We start from the raw sequence: 16,900 nt of genomic DNA, 5'->3' as shown, positions 1-16,900 counted from the left end.
CGCGGCGTCGCTCACCGGAGCGCGAAGGCGGGGGTCGGCAGGGCGCGCGCGGGCCGGGCGCGGCGGACCACGTCGGCGAAGCTCGCGCAGGGCGCCTCCGCGATCCTGTCGCGGGGCAGGACGACGCCGGCGACCGGCGCCAGCGATGGGAACCAGCGTGCCCGAAGGCTCGCCGGCTCCTCGCGCAGGACCACGGCCCTGCCCCCCTCCAGCGCGCGCGCGACCTCCTCGCCGAACAGGCGGGACGGCACGACGCCGGCCTTGACGACGAAGATCCAGGGCGACCGCGCGCCCGCCACGCCGCGCGCGAGGGCGGCCCGGAAGTCGCTGTCCTGAACGACGCTGCAGCCGGCCTCGTCCGCGATCGCGGCGAGCGGAGCCGCGTCGCCCACCTGCAGCAGGGTCACGTCGCGCACGACGCCCTCGACGGTCGCCGGCACGAGCGCCGCCAGCGTTCGCATGAGGGCGCCGGCCCGAGCGGAGGCGTCCGCGGCAGCGGGGGACAGGACGACGATGGTGGATAACATGGGCCAGGGCTTATCACGGGGCTTGCGCGCCGCGAAACGCATCATGAGCCCCGCGCTGCCTCAATTATCGGCATGGGATCGAAGGGTCTCCGGCCCTTCGCGGGGTGCGGGGCGGAGCCCCGCCGGGGTTCGATCAGGGCTCCGCCCTCGAACCCGCCGGAGGGCCGAAGGCCCTTCGAGATCCCGGATCTAGCGCGCCAGTTGCCGGCACAGGCTTTCCAGCTCGTCGTGCGTCTCGTAGCGGATGCGGATCTCGCCCCCCGCCCCCCGCACGTCGATCTCGACGCCGAGGCCCAGCGCCGCGGCGATGCGCTTCGCCAAGGCCTTGGTGTCGTCGCCCTGCGCGGCGCGCTTCGGCGCGGGCTTGGGCTCCTCGGCCGGCGCCGGTGCCGGGCGCTGGTGCGCCTGCGCCAGCTTCTCGACCTCGCGCACGTTGAGTCCGCGCGCCACGACCTTGCGCGCCACCGGCTCGGGGTCGTCGAAGACCAGGAGCGCCCGCGCGTGGCCGGCCGACAGCGAGCCGTCCACCACCATCGCCTCGACGCTGCCCGGCAGCTTGAGCAGGCGGATCATGTTGGCGACGTGGCTGCGGCTCTTGCCGATGATGCGGGCGAGGTCCGCCTGCGAATAGCCGAACTCGCGCGCCAGCCGCTCGTAGCCGCGCGCCTCCTCGATCGGGTTGAGGTCGGCGCGCTGGACGTTCTCGATGATGGCGAGTTCGAGCGCGCCCTTGTCGTCGACCTCGACGACGACGATCGGCACCTCCTCGAGGCCGGCCGCGCCGGCGGCGCGCCAGCGGCGCTCGCCCGCGATGATTTCGTAGGCGCCCGCCCGCCCCGGCGCCGGCCGCACCACGATGGGCTGGATGATGCCCTTCTCGCGGATGGAGTTGGTGAGGTCCGTCAGGTCCTCGTCCGCGAAGGTGCGGCGCGGGTTGTTGGGGTTCGGGCGGACGTCGGCGTGGCGCACCCGCCGCCGGTCGCGCGCCTCGGGGGCGGGCGCGTTCGGCATCTGCGCCGACGAGTCGGCGATCAGCGCGGCGAGGCCGCGCCCGAGGCGCGAGCGCCCACCCTCCTCCGCCATGGAAGCGATCCCTTTCACGCCGCCATCTTCCTTTCACGCTGGATGACCTCGGAGGCGAGCCGCAGGTAGGCCTGCGAGCCCGAGCATTTGAGGTCGTAGAGCAGCACCGGCTTGCCGTGCGACGGCGCCTCCGAGACGCGCACGTTGCGCGGGATGACCGTCTCGTAGACCTTGTCGCCCATGATGGCGCGCACGTCGGCCACGACCTGGGTCGCGAGGTTGTTGCGGGGGTCGAACATGGTCAGCAGGATGCCGTGGATCGACAGGCCGGGATTGAGGTTGGCGCGCACCTGCTCGACCGTGGCGAGGAGCTGCGACAGACCCTCCAGCGCGAAGAACTCGCATTGCAGTGGCACCAGCACGCTGGAGGCCGCCGCCATGGCGTTGACGGTGAGCAGGTTCAGCGAGGGCGGGCAGTCCACCAGCACGTAGGTGAAGCGGCGCCCGTCCTCCGTGTCGGCGAGGCGGCGCAACGCGTCGCGCAGCTTGAAGGCGCGGTCCTTGTGGTCGGCGATCTCGAGGTCGAGGCCGAGCAGGTCCATGGTCGAGGGCGCGATCCACAGGTTGGGCACGTTGGTGGACCGGCAGGCCTCGGCCAGGGAATGGTCGCCCGTCAGCGCGCCGTAGGTCGAGACCGCGCGGTCGCGGCGCTCGACGCCGAGGCCGGTCGAGGCGTTGCCCTGCGGGTCGAGGTCGATGAGGAGCACGCGCTCGCCGACGGCAGCCAGGGCCGTGCCGAGGTTGATGGCCGTCGTGGTCTTGCCGACGCCGCCCTTCTGGTTGGCCAGGACCAGGACGCGGGCGGGCAGATCACTCATGGCTCGGGCCTTTCGGGAGGACGGCGCGCCGCACCACGAGGATGCGGCCGTCGGGCGACGTGACGCTCGGCACCGTGCGGACCTCGTAATCGGGCCCGAGGCCGGGATCGTCGCCGACCTCCGCCCCGCTCTTGAGGAACACGGCCCCCGTGCCGCCGTCGATCAGGACCTTGCCCATTTCGAGGAGGTCGGGCAAGGGCGCGAGCGCCCGGGCGGACAGAACATCGATCGAGTGTAGCCGCGGCAGCACGTCCGCGATGCGGCCGTTGTGCACGGTCGCGGGGGCGCCGCAGGCGCGGGCCGCCTCGCGCAGGAAGGCACACTTGCGCGCGTTGGCCTCGACGAGGTCGACGTGTGCGCCCGGCCGGCCCGCGAGCAGGATGGCGACGACGAGGCCGGGGAAGCCGGCGCCCGAGCCGATGTCGGCCCAGCGTAGCGCGCTCGGCATCAGGGGCTGGATCTGCGCCGAGTCGGCGAGGTGGCGCGTCCACACCTCGGGCAGCGTCGTCGGCGAGACGAGGTTCTTGATGCGCTGCCAGCGCGCGAGCAGGTCGGCGTAGACGGCGAATCGCTCCTCGGTTTCACGTGAAACGGGGACCAGGGCGAGGGCGCGGCGGCGGTCGTCGGAGATGGGTGACAAGGGTTCGACCATGGGGCGTGGCGCCCTTCTCCCCGGCGGGGAGGGCGCGCGACGCCGGGGCGGAGAGGGTTGGCGGGAAAGGTAGCCTCAGGCGCTTGCCGCGGCCTTGCCCTTCGCCCTGCCCTTGGCGATGAGGATCGTCAGCGCGGCCGGCGTCATGCCCTCGATGCGCTGCGCCTGCCCCAGCGTCTCGGGGCGCACGAGGCCGAGCTTATCCGCGAGCTCGCGCGAGAGCCCTGGCAGGGCGCGGTAGTCGAGATCGGTCGCGAGCATCACGCCGTCCTCGTCCCGCGCGCGGGCGACGTCGGCCTCCTGCCGGTCGAGGTAGACGGCGTATTTCGCATCGGCCTCGATCTGCGCCATGACCGCGGGCGCGACTGCGCCGAGCTCCGGCCAGACCGCCTGCAGGGCTTCAGCGTCGATGTCGGGGTGCGACATCAGCGTGAAGGCGGACCGGCGCACGCCGTCCTGCGACACCTGGAGGCCGCGGAGCGCGAGCTGCTGCGGCGTCGCGACGAGCCCGTCGACCAGCGCCCGCGCGGCGTCGAGCGCGGCGAGCTTGGCCGCGAAGGCCGCGGCGCGCTCGGACCCGACGCAGCCCCAGGCGACGCCCTGTCGGGTCAGCCGCTGGTCGGCGTTGTCGGCGCGCAGCGTCAGTCGGTACTCGGCGCGCGAGGTGAACATGCGGTAGGGCTCGGTGACGCCGCGCGTCACGAGGTCGTCGACCATCACGCCGATGTAGCTGTCCGCCCGCGAGAAGGCGACGGCGTCGGAGCCGCCGGCCGCGCGCGCGGCGTTGAGCCCGGCGACCAGCCCCTGCGCGGCCGCCTCCTCGTAGCCCGTGGTGCCATTGATCTGGCCGGCGAGGTAGAGGCCGGGCAGGCGCTTCGCCTCCAGCGCGGGGGTGAGCTCGCGCGGGTCGACGTAGTCGTATTCGATGGCGTAGCCGTGCTGGCTGATGACGGCGTCCTCGCAGCCCGGGATGGAGCGCACGAGCCGCTCCTGCGTGTCGCGCGGCAGCGAGGTCGAGATGCCGTTGGGGTAGAAGGTCGGGTCGTCGAGGCCCTCAGGCTCGAGGAAGATCTGGTGGCTGTCGCGGTCGGTGAAGCGCGTGACCTTGTCCTCGATCGAGGGGCAGTAGCGCGGACCCCGCCCCGTGATGGCGCCGGAGAAGAGCGGCGCGCGGTGCAGGTCGGCGCGGATGATGGCGTGGGTCTCGGCCGTCGTGCGGGTGACGAAGCAGGGCACCTGCTCCGTCTCGATCCGCGACGTCAGGCTGGAGAAGGGTTCGGGCACGGCGTCGCCGGGCTGGCGCTCCAGGCGATCGAGGTGGAGCGTGCGGCCGTCGAGCCGCGGGGGCGTGCCGGTCTTGAGCCGGCCGAGCGCGAAGCCGCGCGATTCCAGCGCGGCCGACAGGCCGTGGCTCGGCGCCTCGCCGATGCGGCCGGCCGGGACCCGCTCGTCGCCGACGTGGATCAGGCCGCGCAGGAAGGTGCCCGTGGTCAGCACCGCCGCCGCGCAGGCGAGGCGGCGCCCGTCGGCCAGGGTCACGGCGGCGACGCGGCCGGCGGCGATGTCGAGCCCGAAGGCCTCTCCCTCGACGAGCGTCAGGTTGGGCTGCGCGGCCAGGGCCTCCTGCATGGCGGCGCGGTAGAGGCGCCGGTCGGCCTGGGCGCGGGGGCCGCGAACCGCGGGACCCTTGCGGCGGTTCAGCACGCGGAACTGGATGCCGGCCCGGTCGCCGACGCGGCCCATCAACCCGTCGAGCGCGTCGATCTCGCGGACGAGGTGGCCCTTGCCGAGGCCGCCGATGGCCGGGTTGCAGGACATGGTGCCGACGGTGGCGAGGCTCTGCGTGAGCAGCGCCGTGCGGGCGCCGGTGCGGGCCGCGGCGGCGGCGGCCTCGCAGCCTGCGTGTCCGCCGCCGATGACGACGACGTCGAAGGAGTGGGACATGGGAGGACCGGGTGGGCTGGAGCGGAAGCTATAAGCCGCGCCGCGCGCCGGGTCACCTGTTTCACGTGGAACGGGAGGCGGTCTGCGGAAGATCAGCCCCCGTCATCGCGAGCGCAGCGAAGCGATCCAGCCGTCAGGAGCTGCCACGTCAGCTTGACCCGGCGCGAAGCGATCCCTCCGGAGCGGGTCTGATGGATCGCTTCGCTACGCTCGCGATGACGATGGAGCGCGAACAGGATCGTGAGGTGGGTTCCGCGGGGCTCCGCGCCCCGCGAGAGATAGGGGGCCTCTCGACCCCGGCTATTTGCCGATGCAGAACCGGGCGAAGATGCTGCCGAGCACCTCCTCGGTGCCGATCCGGCCGACCAGGGCGGCCAGGGCCGCGCCGGCGCCGCGCAGGTCCTCGGCCACGAGTTCGAACGACCTCCCCTGCCCCGCGCGGATCCGGTCGAGGCAGCGGCTCGCGTCCTCCAGCGCGGTGCGGTGCCGAAGCCGCGTCACCACGGCTCCTTCCCCGTCGGTCAGCGCGTCGGCGGCGAAGCGCGCGAGCGCCGCCACCAGGGCGTCGAGCCCATCGCCGGTCAGCGCCGACACGCGGTGATCGCCCTGCCCCGGCCCGAGGTCCGCCTTGGTCGCGACGGTCCACAGCGCGCCGGCGGTCTCGACTTCGGGCGCCGCGGGCTGGTCCGCCGCATGGAGCCAGAGCACGAGGTCGGCCGAGGCGGCCCGCGCTCGCGCCCGCGCGATGCCCTCGCGCTCCAGCGGGTCGTCGGTGTCGCGAAGCCCGGCCGTGTCGATGAGCTGGACTGGATAACCGCCGAGCTCCAGATCGACCGTCAGGGCGTCGCGGGTGGTCCCGGCTAGGGACGACACGATCGCGACCTCGCGGCCCGCGATGGCGTTGAGCAGCGTCGACTTGCCGGCGTTGGGCGGCCCCGCGATGGCGACCGCCAATCCCTCGCGCAGCCGCAGTCCCCGCCCCTCGCGGGCGAGCTCGGCCGCGATCCGGCGCGACACCCCATCGACGAGGCGCCCGAGCTCGGCCTCGAAGAAGGCGACGAGGTCGTCCTCCTCGGCGAAGTCGATCGCGCCCTCGGCCAGGGCCAGCGCGGCGAGCAGGTCCTCCCGCAGCCCCTCGACCCAGCGGCCGAGGGCGCCGTCGAGCTGGCGCTGGGCCTGGCGGCGCTGGGCCTCGGTCTGCGCGTCGATGAGGTCGGCCAGGCCCTCGACGGCGCCGAGGTCGAGCTTGCCGTTGAGGAAGGCGCGCCGGGTGAACTCGCCGGGCTCGGCCGGGCGGCATCCCGGCACAGCGGCCAGGGCCTTCAGCACGGCGGCCACGACCGCCCTGCCCCCGTGGAGCTGGAACTCGGCGGAGTCCTCGCCGGTGAAGGAGGATGGCCCCGGAAACCAGAGCACGAGCGCGCGGTCGAGGAGGGCGCCGCCGTGGCGGAGGGGCGCCAGGGTGGCGCGGCGCGGCTCGGGCACGCGGCCGGCGAGAACCTCGACGGCGCCCTGCGTGGCAGGGCCGGACACGCGGATCACCGCGACGGCGGAGCGGCCGGGGGCGGTCGCGGGCGCGAAGATGGTGTGGTCAGGCACCGCGGCTGCCGCCTCTCTCGAGAAGGCGCCGCCGGTGACGTCCTGCCCTTCTCCCCTCCGGGGAGAAGGTGGCGCGAAGCGCCGGATGAGGGGTCGGGGCGCCCTTCGGGCGTCCCTCATCCGCCTGCCGGCACCTTCTCCCCGGAGGGGAGAAGGGCAGGGCTGGATCAGGTGTTCATCGAGTCGAAGAAGGCCTGGTTGCCCTTCGGCGTCTCGCGCAGCTTGCCCATCAGGAACTCGATGCCGTCGACCGTGCCCATCGGGTTGAGGATGCGGCGCAGCACGTACATCTTCTTGAGCGTGTCGTTCGGGACGAGCAGCTCCTCCTTGCGGGTGCCGGAGCGCGTGATGTCGAGCGCCGGGTAGACCCGCTTGTCCGCGACCTTGCGGTCGAGGATGATCTCGGAGTTGCCTGTGCCCTTGAACTCCTCGAAGATCACCTCGTCCATGCGCGAGCCGGTGTCGATCAGCGCGGTGGCGATGATGGTCAGCGAGCCGCCCCCCTCGATGTTGCGGGCCGCGCCGAAGAAGCGCTTGGGCCGCTGCAGGGCGTTGGCGTCGACGCCGCCGGTCAGAACCTTGCCGGAGGACGGCACGGTGGTGTTGTAGGCGCGGCCGAGGCGCGTGATCGAGTCGAGCAGGATGACGACGTCGCGGCCGTGCTCGACGAGGCGCTTGGCCTTCTCGATCACCATCTCGGCCACCTGCACGTGGCGGGTCGCCGGCTCGTCGAAGGTGGAGGACACGACCTCGCCCCGCACCGAGCGCTTCATGTCGGTCACCTCCTCGGGGCGCTCGTCGATGAGCAGCACGATGAGGTAGCACTCGGGGTGGTTGGCCGTGACCGACTGGGCGATGTTCTGCAGGAGGACCGTCTTGCCGGTGCGCGGCGGCGCCACGATGAGGGCGCGCTGGCCCTTGCCGATCGGCGCCACCACGTCGATGACGCGGCTCGACATGTCCTTCTTGGTGTTGTCCTCGATCTCGAGCTTCAGGCGCTGCTCGGGGTAGAGGGGCGTCAGGTTGTCGAAGTTGACCTTGTGGCGCACCTTCTCGGGGTCGTCGAAGTTGATCGTCGACACCTTCACGAGGCCGAAGTAGCGCTCGCCCTCCTTGGGGGCGCGGATCTGGCCCTCGACCGTGTCGCCGGTCCTGAGGCCGAAGCGGCGGATCTGCGAAGGCGAGATGTAGATGTCGTCCGGCCCGGCGAGGTAGTTCGCGTCGGGCGAGCGCAGGTAGCCGAAGCCGTCCTGCAGCACCTCGACCACGCCCTGGCCGATGATGTCGATCTCCTTGGCGGCGAGCTCCTTCAGGATGGCGAAGAGGAGCTCCTGCTTGCGCAGCAGGGAGGCGTTCTCGACCTCGTGTTCGTCGGCGAAGGCGAGGAGGTCGGGGGGCGACTTGGACTTGAGGTCCTGGAGTTTGATCTCCGGCATGGGGGAAGTGCGTCCTCGGAGGAAGGCCGCGCGTGCGGCCCGTCAGGGGCGGCGGTCGCGGTCGCTGTGAAGGGGGGGAAGAACGGGGGCTTGGGATCGGACGCCGCGCGGGCCGGTGGGCGGGTAGCCCGCCGGCCCTGCCGATGGTCAGTCGTCGGAGGCGGACGGCTCGGCAGCGGGGGCCGCAGCCTCGGCCTCGGCCGTCGCGCGGGTGGTCCGGCGGCGGCGGCGCGGGAATTTCGGCGCCTCGTCGGCGTCGTCGCCGGGGAAGGCGGTGGCGGTGGTCAGGCTCGGCTCGCCCCCCTCGGCGGCGGGCTGGGAGGGCGCGACGGCGCGCGGCGGCGCGGTGATGAACGACGGCAGGCCCGGCGCATCGTCGACTGGAGCCGGGGCGGACCGCTCGGCGCGCTCGCGGCGGCGCGGCGCCTCGGCGCGGCGCGACGCCACCTCGGGCTGCGCCTCGGAGACGGGCGCGGAGACGGACTGCTGCTCCCCCACCGGCGCGGGCTGGAGCGCGGTCTCGGAGGGCTGCTCCGGCTGGCGCTCGACCTGCCGCTCGGGCACTGCCTCGACGCGGGGCTGCTCGCCGCTGCCGAAGTCGGTCGTCGGCTCGGCGGGCTGCTCTTCGCGGTAACGGTCGCCGTCGCGGGGGCGGTCGTAGCCGCGGTCGTTGTAGGGCCGGTCCTGCCCGGCGACGTTGCCGTTGGCCTGCCGCTCCTGGCGCTCCAGGCGTTCCTGCGCGAAACGCTCGCGGCGGCTCTGGCGGTCGCCGTAGGGGCGATCCCCGCTCTGCTGCCCCTGCTGCCGGTCGTCGGCGCGGATCTCGTTGCCGTTGTTGTCGCGGTAGGGGCGACGGTTCTGGTTGTTGCGGTCCTGGCGATTGTAGTTGTTGCGGTCGTTGTAGGGCTGCCGGTCGCCCTGCCCGTTGTAGGGCTGGCGCTCGCCCCCCTGCCCGTTCTGGCGGTCGCCGTAGGGCTGGCGCTCGCCGGTGTAGGGCTGGCGCTGCTCGCCCTGGTACGGCTGCGCGGCGGCCTGGGGCACGAAGGGCGCCGGAGCGGCGGGCTGCGGTGACGCGAAACGGTCCGGGATGCCGCTGTCGTCGTCGTCGTCGACTTCGGTGTCGACCGCGTCGGGCTGGCGGGCGTAGCCGGCCTGGGCCGCCTGGGCGCTGGCGATGAGGCGGAAATAGTGCTCGGCGTGCTGGAGATAGCTTTCGGCCGCGACGGGGTCGCCGGAGGACTGCGCGTCCCGCGCCAGCTGCAGGTATTTCTCGGCGACGTGGTGGGCGTTGCCCCGGATCTTCACGTCGGGGCCGTTCGATTCGTAGGAACGGGTGAGAGGATTGGGGCCCTTGCGGTTTCCGCCGTTGTTGTTCGGGCGCCCACCGCGCATCCGCTTGTTCTGACCTGGTCTCATCGATCGTCCTTGGGGTGACATCAGGCCCGTGACCGCGCAGGATCGACCTGCGGGGCTCCCGCCAGCGGCGCCATCGTGTTGATGCTGTGCAGCTCGTTCATTCCGTCTGCGGCGTCCGGCCCGAGGCGGGCGGAAGTCGAGGGGGAAACAGGCGAGAGTCCGTCGCGGGTTCTGCCGAAGGCGAACCGTGCCACCGATGCACCAGGAACGCCCAGCCGATCACGAGGGGATCAAAGCTGAGGCGGAGTGGAGCGAGAGAGGACGGGAGGGGTGCTGAGCAGCATCCGCGCGGGTGTTCAATCCCGATTTGCTGATGCAGCTTAGATGAAGTCTCGCGGTCCGCCAAGTCCTTTCGTCGCGAGGGGCGCCAGAAAACGCCGCGGCGGCCCGTTTTTCCCCGGTTCGGCCGCAATCGTCCCGGTCACGCGCCCGCGGGCGAGGCTTCTGGCGCCGCTTCGGCCTCCAGCATCAGGCGGGCACGGGCGCGCAGCTTCTCGGTCTCGCTCTTGAGCTGGCCGCAGGCGGCCAGGATGTCCCGGCCGCGCGGGGTCCGCACCGGGCTGGCGTAGCCGGCCTTGAACACGATGTCCGAGAAGGCCTCGATCGTGGACCAGTCCGAGCAGCCGTAGCGGGTGCCCGGCCAGGGGTTGAAGGGGATCAGGTTGATCTTGGCCGGGATGCCCTTCAGCAGGCGCACCAGCTCGCGCGCGTCCTTCGGCGAGTCGTTCACGCCCTTCAGCATGACGTATTCGAAGGTGATGCGGCGCGCGTTGGAGACGCCGGGATAGGCCCGGCAGGCGTCGAGCAGCTCGCGGATCGGGTATTTCCGGTTCAGCGGCACCAGCTCGTCGCGCAGCTCGTCCCGCACGGCGTGGAGCGAGATCGCCAGCATCGTGCCGACGTCGCGCCCCAGCGCCTCGATCTGCGGCACGACGCCGGAGGTCGAGACGGTGATGCGGCGGCGCGACAGCGACAGGCCGTCGCCGTCCGACATCACGCCGATGGCGTCGCGCACGCCGTCGAGGTTGTAGAGCGGCTCGCCCATGCCCATGAACACGATGTTGGACACGGCGCGCACGCCCTCGCCGGACGGGATCAGGCCGTCGGTCGGGGGGACGAGGCCGGGGAAGTCGCCGAGCCGGTCGCGCGCCACCAGGAGCTGCTGGACGATCTCGCGCGAGGACAGGTTGCGGACGAGCTTCTGCGTGCCGGTGTAGCAGAAGGTGCAGGTCAGCGTGCAGCCCACCTGGCTCGACACGCAGAGCGTCCCGCGGTCGGATTCCGGGATGTACACGCATTCGATCTCGGCGCCGCGGTCGTGCGGTCCGGTCGAAGGCATGCGGATCAGCCACTTGCGGGTGCCGTCGACGGACACCTGCTCAGCCACCACGGCCGGGCGCTCCAGCGTGTAACGCTCCGCGAGCAGCGCCCGCAGCGCCTTGCCGACGTTGAGCATGGCGTCGAAGCGCGTAGCGCCCTGGAAGTAGATCCAGTGCCAGAGCTGCGACACGCGCATCTTGATCTCGCGCTCCGGCAGGCCGAGGCCGCGCAGGGCTTCGGCGAGTTCGGCGCGCGTCATGCCGGCGAGCGACGGCTTGACGGGGACCGGCGTCGGGGCCGTGACGGGCGGGGGCAGGGTGGCGGCGTCCAAGGGCTGAGGCTCTTCTCGGGGGCAGGCGCGGGTGCGGCTCGCGGCGGAGCGGGGCGCCCGGCGGGCGGGGCAGGGCGCGGGCGACCGTGCGGGTGCGTCGGTCTATAGTGTCGTGAGCGTCCGCGTACAACTCAAGGGGAAGCCACGTCGGGCGCCGGCGTCGCCAGTGCGGCCAGCATCGCTTCGGCGCCGGACACGCCGACTTGGCCGCGGACCTCTTCGAGCGACAGCGCCGCCACGACGCCGTCCTCGACCAGCATGGAATAGCGCTGCGAGCGCAGGCCGAAGCCGCGGGCGGTCGCGTCCGCCTCGAGGCCGATGGCGCGGGCGAAGGTGCCGTTGCCGTCGCCGAGGAAGGTGATGCGCCCCTCCGGGTCGGCTTTGGCGGCCCAGGCCTTCAGCACGAAGGCGTCGTTGACGGCCGTGACCGCGATGGCGTCGATGCCGCGGGCCAGGATGGCGTCGGCATGCTCCACGAAGCCGGGCAGGTGGTTGCGGTCGCAGGTCGGGGTGAAGGCGCCGGGCACCCCGACCAGCACCACGCGGCGGCCCTTGAACACGTCGTCGGTCGAGCGGGTGTCGAGGCCGTCCGGCGTGGTGACGAAGAAGTCGACGGCGGGCAGGCGGTCGCCGGGTTGGATCGCCATGGAGGGGCTCCGGTCAGGGTCGGGGCTCCCGGTCTAGGGCTTCGCCCCGGCGGCGTCGAGCGTCACCGGCACCTCGACGGCGCCGGCCGGGGACGTGAGCGTCAGGGTGAGGGGCGCCGGCGGGCGGGCCTCGCCCTTGGGCGCGTCGAGCTGTTTCACGGGAAACGTCGCCCGGCCGGGGCCGTCCGGCACCGCCGGGCCGGCCGCGTAGGCCCAGCCCTCGGGCGCCTCGACGAAGAGGCTCCCGTCCGCATCCGGCAGGGCGGCCCGCACCGTGAAGCCGCCCGCGGCGCCCGGCGCCGTGACGGCCAGGACCGCGGGCGCCGTCCCCCCCGCGCCGACCGTCGACGGCCGGGGCACGGCCGCGAGAGCCTTCAGCACGGGGCCGGCATCCGGCGTGGGCTGCCGGTCGAGCGTCAGGCGAAGGTCGGCGTGGGCCGGCAGGCAGATGTCGTGGCAGGCCGCGTAGTCGAGCGTCACCGCGAGGTCGACCGGCTTCGACGCGTCCGCGGGCACGACCAGGATCGGGAACACCACGTCGTCCGCGTAGCCGAAGGCTTCGGCGCCGGCCTCGTCGAAGCGCGACGGGGCAGGGTAGCGCACGGTCGCGCCCGCCAGGTTGGTCGAGCCCGAGAAGGCGAAGGTCGGGGGCACGCCCGCGTCGCCGGGGTCGCGCCAGTAGGTCACGAAGCGGGGCTGGAGCCGGATCTCGACCCCGGCCAGCAGCCCGCGGCCGTCGGGCGCGGGGCCGGCGCCGACCAGCCGCGCCTCCGATTGGGCGCTCCTGACCCACGCCGAAACGTCGGCCGCCGCGGCGCGGGGCAGGAGCAGGGCGGCGGCCAGGACGGCCCACGCGGTCAGGGGAAGGCCACGGCGGCGTGCGGTGCGGGAAGGGTCCATGCGGGGGCAGGTAGCGCGCCCCCGCGACTTCGGCCAGCTTGCGGCTGCGGCGACGGCTGGCCTAGGATCGCACATGCCGCCCGCGTCCCCCTTCGACACCCCCCAAGCGTCCTTCCTCGACGGGCAGCTGCTCGTCGCCATGCCGGGCATGGGCGACAAGCGGTTCGAGCGCGCGGTCATCTACCTCTGCGCGCACTCGTCGGACGGGGCGATGGGCATCATCATCAACCACCCGGCCAAGAAGGTCAGCTTTACGGACCTCCTGGTGCAGCTCGAGGTGATCGAGCCCGACGAGGCGATCCGCCTGCCGCCCGGCGTCGGCGGGGTTCCGGTGGTGAAGGGCGGCCCGGTCGACACGGGGCGCGGCTTCGTGCTCCATTCGACCGACTATCACGTCGACAGCTCCACCATGTCGATCGACGGCGGCGTGTCGCTCACCGCCACGGTCGACGTGCTGCGCGCCATCGCCAAGGGGCTCGGGCCCCACCGCGCCATGCTGGCGCTCGGCTACGCGGGCTGGAAGCCGGGCCAGCTGGAGGCCGAGATCCGCCAGATGGGCTGGCTGCACTGCCCGGCCGACGAGGCGCTGATCTTCGACCCCGCGCTCGACACGAAATACGACCGCGCCCTGCGCAAGATCGGGATCGACCCCGGCAGCCTGTCGAGCCAGGCCGGCCACGCGTAGCGTGCCGGCAAAACATCAAGGAGGACCGGCCACGCGCAGCGGGCCGGCGAAACATCGAGGAAGGCCGGCCACGCGCGGTGCGGGGGCGGCGGAACACCCATCGGTGGCGACGGTTGAAGCGGCGCACCAGGAGCCGCGCCGTGACCGACGATCCGCTGAAGAAATACCCGCGCCCGCCCTTCAAGGCGCAGCCCCAGAGCTTCCCGGGCCTGACGAGCAAGATGTCGCCCGAGCCCGACCACGGCGAGGGGAGCTACAAGGGCTCCGGCCGCCTGGAGGGCAAGGTCGCCATCGTGACGGGCGGCGACAGCGGCATCGGCCGCGCCGTGGCCATCGCCTTCGCGCGCGAGGGCGCCGACGTCGCCCTGTCCTACCTCGACCAGGAGGGCAAGGACGCGCAGGAGGTGAAGACCTGGATCGAGAAGGCCGGCCGCCGCTGCCTGCTGCTGCCGGGCGACATGTCCTCGGCCAGCCTGTGCCGCGACCACGCCGACCGCACCGCGAAAGAGCTCGGCCGCATCGACGTGCTGGTCAACAACGAGGCCTTCCAGCAGCCCAACAAGGGGCTCGACGACATCGACGACGACGTCTTCGAGAAGCACTTCCGGGTCAACGTCTTCGCGCCCTTCTACCTCACCAAGGCGGCGGTGCGGCACATGAAGCCGGGCGGCTCGATCGTCATCACCTCGTCGGTGAACTCGAAGCACCCCATGCCGTCGCTCTTCGCCTATTCGGCCACCAAGGGCGCGCTGAGCAACATGGTGATCAGCCTGTCGGGCATGCTGGCCGAGAAGGGGATCCGGGTGAACGGCGTGTTGCCCGGCCCGATCTGGACGCCGTTCATCCCGGCCGGCATGGACGACGAGTCGGTGCAGAGCTTCGGCTCGCAGACGCCCTACGGCCGTCCGGGCCAGCCGGCCGAGCTCGCGCCCTCCTACGTCATGCTGGCCTCCGACGAGAGCAGCTACACGTCGGGCGCGTTGATCACCGTCGCGGGCGCCATGCCGATCTTCTGACCGCTACTCCGCGCCGATGTCGCCCAGCACGGCGCCGACCAGCGCCAGGGCGGCCACGGCCGCCGTGTCGGCGCGCAGGATGCGGGGCCCGAGCGACAGGCGCAGGCGCCGGGGCAGGGCGAGCAGCGCCGCCCGCTCGCCCTCGTCGAAGCCGCCCTCCGGCCCGATGATCACGGCGGCGGGTCCGCGCGGCGCCCCGCGCAGGGCGGCGAGCGGGTCGGCCACGTCCGCGTCCTCGTCGCAGAACACCATGAGCCGCGCCGCGTCCCATCCCGCCAGCAGCGCGTCGAAGCGGGCGGGGGAGCGCACCTCCGGCACGTGGAGGATGCCGCACTGCTCGGCGGCCTCGACCGCGTTGGCGCGCATGCGCTCCTCGTTGACCCGTGCCGCCTGCGTGCGCCGGGTGATGACGGGCTGCAGGACGCCGGCCCCCATCTCGACGGCCTTCTGCACCATGTAGTCGAGCCGCGCGTGCTTCAGCGGGGCGAACAGCAGGTGCAGCGGCGGAGCAGCCGGCTGCGGCCGCGTCATCTCGCCGGGCACCAGGGCCGCGTGGGCCTTGCGGCCTTCGAGTGCGCAACGCCACTCGCCGTCCCGCCCGTTGAAGGCCATCACCGCGTCACCGTTGCCGAGGCGCAACACATTGGTTAAATAATGCGCCTGATCCTTCGTCAGGGGAACCGCGCTCCCCGCGGCGAGGTCGCCCTCGACGTGGAGGCGCGGGGCGGAAAAATCGTAGCGGGCCAAGGCGTTCGGCTTCCTCGCGGGCGGGGCGACGGGCTCCGCCCTGCGCCGGACGGGGGAGGCTGTCAAGGCGGGGTGCCATGAAGCTGCCTCTTTTGGTGGGCCTCCATCTCGGGCAGAGACGCTTGTTCCCGCGGCGGTGCGCGATGATGCCCGCCCCAGTCGAGAGCCCCGCATGATCCTTCGCCAGCCCTCCTCGCATCGCACCGCGGCCCTCCTGGCCGGCGCGGTCCAGGCCGGCGTGATTGCGGCGACGCTGCTGTCGTCGACCGCCGCGCGGGCCGACTGCAACGTCGACATGGCCGCGCTGTCGGCCAAGCGGGCCTCGGCCAGCGCCCTGCTCGACGCCAACAAGAAGGCGCACGGCGGCAAGCTCGACCCCATCTCGGCCTGCCCGCAGCTCAGGGCGCTGGCGGCCGCGCAGGGCGCCATGGTGTCCTACATGAAGCAGAACAAGGACTGGTGCTCCCTGCCCGACCAGGTGGTCGCCCAGAGTTCCGCCGCCCAGGCGCAGATCAGCGGCTTCGCCGTGAAGGCCTGCGGCATGATCGCCAAGATCAAGCAGATGCAGGCCCAGCAGGCCGCCGCGGCCGCCCAGCAGCAGGCCGCGCAGGTTCCGGCGCTGAAGCTCCCCACCGGCCCGTTGTGACGGACCGCGTCGGCCAGCACGGCGCGTCGCCGGACCTGCCTGACGCCACGCTGCGGCGTTGGCCGGCTGCGGTCCGCCCCTATGCCCAGCTCGCGCGGTGGGACCGGCCGATCGGCTGGCAGCTCCTGCTCGCCCCCTGTTGGTGGTCGACCGCGCTGGTGGCGGTCGCCACCCACGCCGCGCCGAACCTCGCCCATCTCGCGCTCTTCACGGTCGGATCGATCGCGATGCGCGGCGCGGGCTCGACCGGCAACGACATCGTCGACCGCGACATCGACCGCGCCGTGGAGCGCACCCGCGGTCGGCCGCTGGCGAGCCGGCGGGTGTCGACGAAGCAGGCCGCGGCCTTCCTGGTCGCCCAGTCGCTCGTCGGGCTCGCGGTGCTGCTGTGCTTCAACGGCTTCACGGTGGCGCTCGGCGTCGCGGCGCTGCTGCCCGTCGCCGTCTATCCCTTCATGAAGCGGATCACCAACTGGCCGCAGTTCGTGCTCGGCCTCGCCTTCGCCTGGGGGGCGTTGGTGGGCTGGTCCGCCACGGCGGGGTCGCTCGCCTGGCCGGCGCTGGCGCTCTACGCCGGCGCCATCCTGTGGACCATGGGCTACGACACGATCTACGCGCTTCAGGACATCGCCGACGATGTCGGGGCCGGCATCGGCTCGACCGCGATCCAGTTCGGCGACCGCGTCCGGGGCGGCGTGGGCGCGCTCTACGGGCTCGGGCTGATCGCGGTTGCCGCCGCCCTGGTCGGGACCGGCACGGGCGTGTGGGGCTGGATGGGCTTCGCCGGTTTCGCGGCCCATCTCGCCTGGCAGGTGTCGCGCATCCGTCGCGAGGACGCGTCCCACGCCCGCGCCCTGTTCCACTCGAACTTCGGCGCGAGCCTGCTGCTCTTCGCCGGACTCGCGGTCCAAGCCTGGGCGTCCGCGGCCCATCCATGACGGGCGAAGGGCTCCGACGGGCGTAGCTGCCCGAGGATTGTGGCAGGGCTGCGCGCGGGGAGACCGGCGCGACGGTGCTCACGCTCGCCGGAGGCGCTCCCCCCGTTCCGCGCGCCGGCCGCTCGGGCGCCGGCGGGTGTTTCACGGGAAACATGCCCGCCCCGGCCGCCTCGGGCGCCGCCCCGAAAGCTGTGT

Annotated in this window: 16 protein-coding genes; 4 read left to right on the top strand and 12 right to left on the bottom strand. The window is 72.9% G+C overall.

Annotation, left to right across the window (positions count from 1 at the left end; all coding sequences use genetic code 11):
• Positions 1-11 precede the first annotated feature (11 nt).
• From L7N97_RS11740 to L7N97_RS11690, 11 genes are all read right to left on the bottom strand, one after another.
• Positions 12-527, bottom strand: a complete 516-nt coding sequence (locus tag L7N97_RS11740; protein WP_237478452.1) for a transposase — start codon at positions 525-527, stop codon at positions 12-14.
• 189 nt (positions 528-716) lie between these two features.
• Complete coding sequence (locus L7N97_RS11735; RefSeq protein WP_237482200.1) at positions 717-1,610, bottom strand: ParB/RepB/Spo0J family partition protein; 894 nt, start codon at positions 1,608-1,610, stop codon at positions 717-719.
• A gap of 14 nt (positions 1,611-1,624) precedes the next feature.
• On the bottom strand, positions 1,625-2,428 hold the full coding sequence (locus tag L7N97_RS11730; protein ID WP_237478451.1) for a ParA family protein: 804 nt from the start codon (positions 2,426-2,428) through the stop codon (positions 1,625-1,627).
• Positions 2,421-3,080 (bottom strand): 16S rRNA (guanine(527)-N(7))-methyltransferase RsmG, encoded by a 660-nt coding sequence (gene rsmG / locus L7N97_RS11725; RefSeq protein WP_237478450.1) that lies wholly within the window; start codon positions 3,078-3,080, stop codon positions 2,421-2,423. Before rsmG ends, L7N97_RS11730 begins: the two co-directional genes overlap by 8 nt.
• A gap of 75 nt (positions 3,081-3,155) precedes the next feature.
• Entirely contained in the window at positions 3,156-5,024 is a 1,869-nt protein-coding gene (gene mnmG, locus L7N97_RS11720) for a tRNA uridine-5-carboxymethylaminomethyl(34) synthesis enzyme MnmG (protein WP_237478449.1), read from the bottom strand.
• Positions 5,025-5,324: 300 nt separating this feature from the next.
• A complete protein-coding gene (gene mnmE / locus L7N97_RS11715) occupies positions 5,325-6,623 on the bottom strand; it encodes a tRNA uridine-5-carboxymethylaminomethyl(34) synthesis GTPase MnmE (protein WP_237478448.1) in 1,299 nt (432 codons plus the stop codon).
• Positions 6,624-6,790: 167 nt separating this feature from the next.
• The gene (gene rho, locus L7N97_RS11710) at positions 6,791-8,059 is read right to left on the bottom strand and encodes a transcription termination factor Rho (RefSeq protein ID WP_237478447.1); all 1,269 of its coding nucleotides are present in this window, start codon (positions 8,057-8,059) and stop codon (positions 6,791-6,793) included.
• Positions 8,060-8,206: 147 nt separating this feature from the next.
• Positions 8,207-9,451, bottom strand: a complete 1,245-nt coding sequence (locus L7N97_RS11705) for a DUF4167 domain-containing protein (protein ID WP_237482197.1) — start codon at positions 9,449-9,451, stop codon at positions 8,207-8,209.
• Positions 9,452-9,896: 445 nt separating this feature from the next.
• Positions 9,897-11,126: a dual-specificity RNA methyltransferase RlmN gene (gene rlmN / locus L7N97_RS11700; RefSeq protein ID WP_255721650.1), complete on the bottom strand. Its 1,230-nt coding sequence runs from the start codon at positions 11,124-11,126 to the stop codon at positions 9,897-9,899.
• A gap of 131 nt (positions 11,127-11,257) precedes the next feature.
• Positions 11,258-11,773 carry a peroxiredoxin gene (locus L7N97_RS11695; protein ID WP_237478446.1) on the bottom strand — a complete coding sequence of 172 codons (516 nt, stop codon included), beginning with the start codon at positions 11,771-11,773 and terminating at the stop codon, positions 11,258-11,260.
• Positions 11,774-11,806: 33 nt separating this feature from the next.
• Complete coding sequence (locus L7N97_RS11690; RefSeq protein ID WP_237478445.1) at positions 11,807-12,673, bottom strand: protein-disulfide reductase DsbD domain-containing protein; 867 nt, start codon at positions 12,671-12,673, stop codon at positions 11,807-11,809.
• Positions 12,674-12,746: 73 nt separating this feature from the next.
• Here L7N97_RS11690 and L7N97_RS11685 point away from each other — a divergent pair, with 73 nt between their 5' ends.
• Together L7N97_RS11685 and L7N97_RS11680 are read left to right on the top strand one after the other, a co-directional pair.
• The gene (locus L7N97_RS11685) at positions 12,747-13,358 is read left to right on the top strand and encodes a YqgE/AlgH family protein (protein ID WP_237478444.1); all 612 of its coding nucleotides are present in this window, start codon (positions 12,747-12,749) and stop codon (positions 13,356-13,358) included.
• 140 nt (positions 13,359-13,498) lie between these two features.
• Positions 13,499-14,374: an SDR family oxidoreductase gene (locus L7N97_RS11680; RefSeq protein ID WP_237478443.1), complete on the top strand. Its 876-nt coding sequence runs from the start codon at positions 13,499-13,501 to the stop codon at positions 14,372-14,374.
• A gap of 3 nt (positions 14,375-14,377) precedes the next feature.
• Here the strand turns inward: L7N97_RS11680 and L7N97_RS11675 are convergent, their stop codons facing one another.
• On the bottom strand, positions 14,378-15,121 hold the full coding sequence (locus tag L7N97_RS11675) for a 16S rRNA (uracil(1498)-N(3))-methyltransferase (protein ID WP_237478442.1): 744 nt from the start codon (positions 15,119-15,121) through the stop codon (positions 14,378-14,380).
• A 172-nt stretch (positions 15,122-15,293) separates the two neighbouring features.
• Between L7N97_RS11675 and L7N97_RS11670 the strand changes: the two genes are divergently transcribed.
• Positions 15,294-15,767, top strand: a complete 474-nt coding sequence (locus tag L7N97_RS11670) for a hypothetical protein (RefSeq protein WP_237478441.1) — start codon at positions 15,294-15,296, stop codon at positions 15,765-15,767.
• Positions 15,764-16,705 (top strand): 4-hydroxybenzoate octaprenyltransferase, encoded by a 942-nt coding sequence (gene ubiA / locus L7N97_RS11665; protein ID WP_428980985.1) that lies wholly within the window; start codon positions 15,764-15,766, stop codon positions 16,703-16,705. Before L7N97_RS11670 ends, ubiA begins: the two co-directional genes overlap by 4 nt.
• Positions 16,706-16,900 lie beyond the last annotated feature (195 nt).

Source organism: Lichenibacterium dinghuense (assembly GCF_021730615.1).
Lineage (GTDB): Bacteria > Pseudomonadota > Alphaproteobacteria > Rhizobiales > Beijerinckiaceae > Lichenihabitans > Lichenihabitans dinghuensis.
Note: the sequence above shows the minus strand (reverse complement) of the source record. Positions and strands in the feature narration are given on the sequence as shown.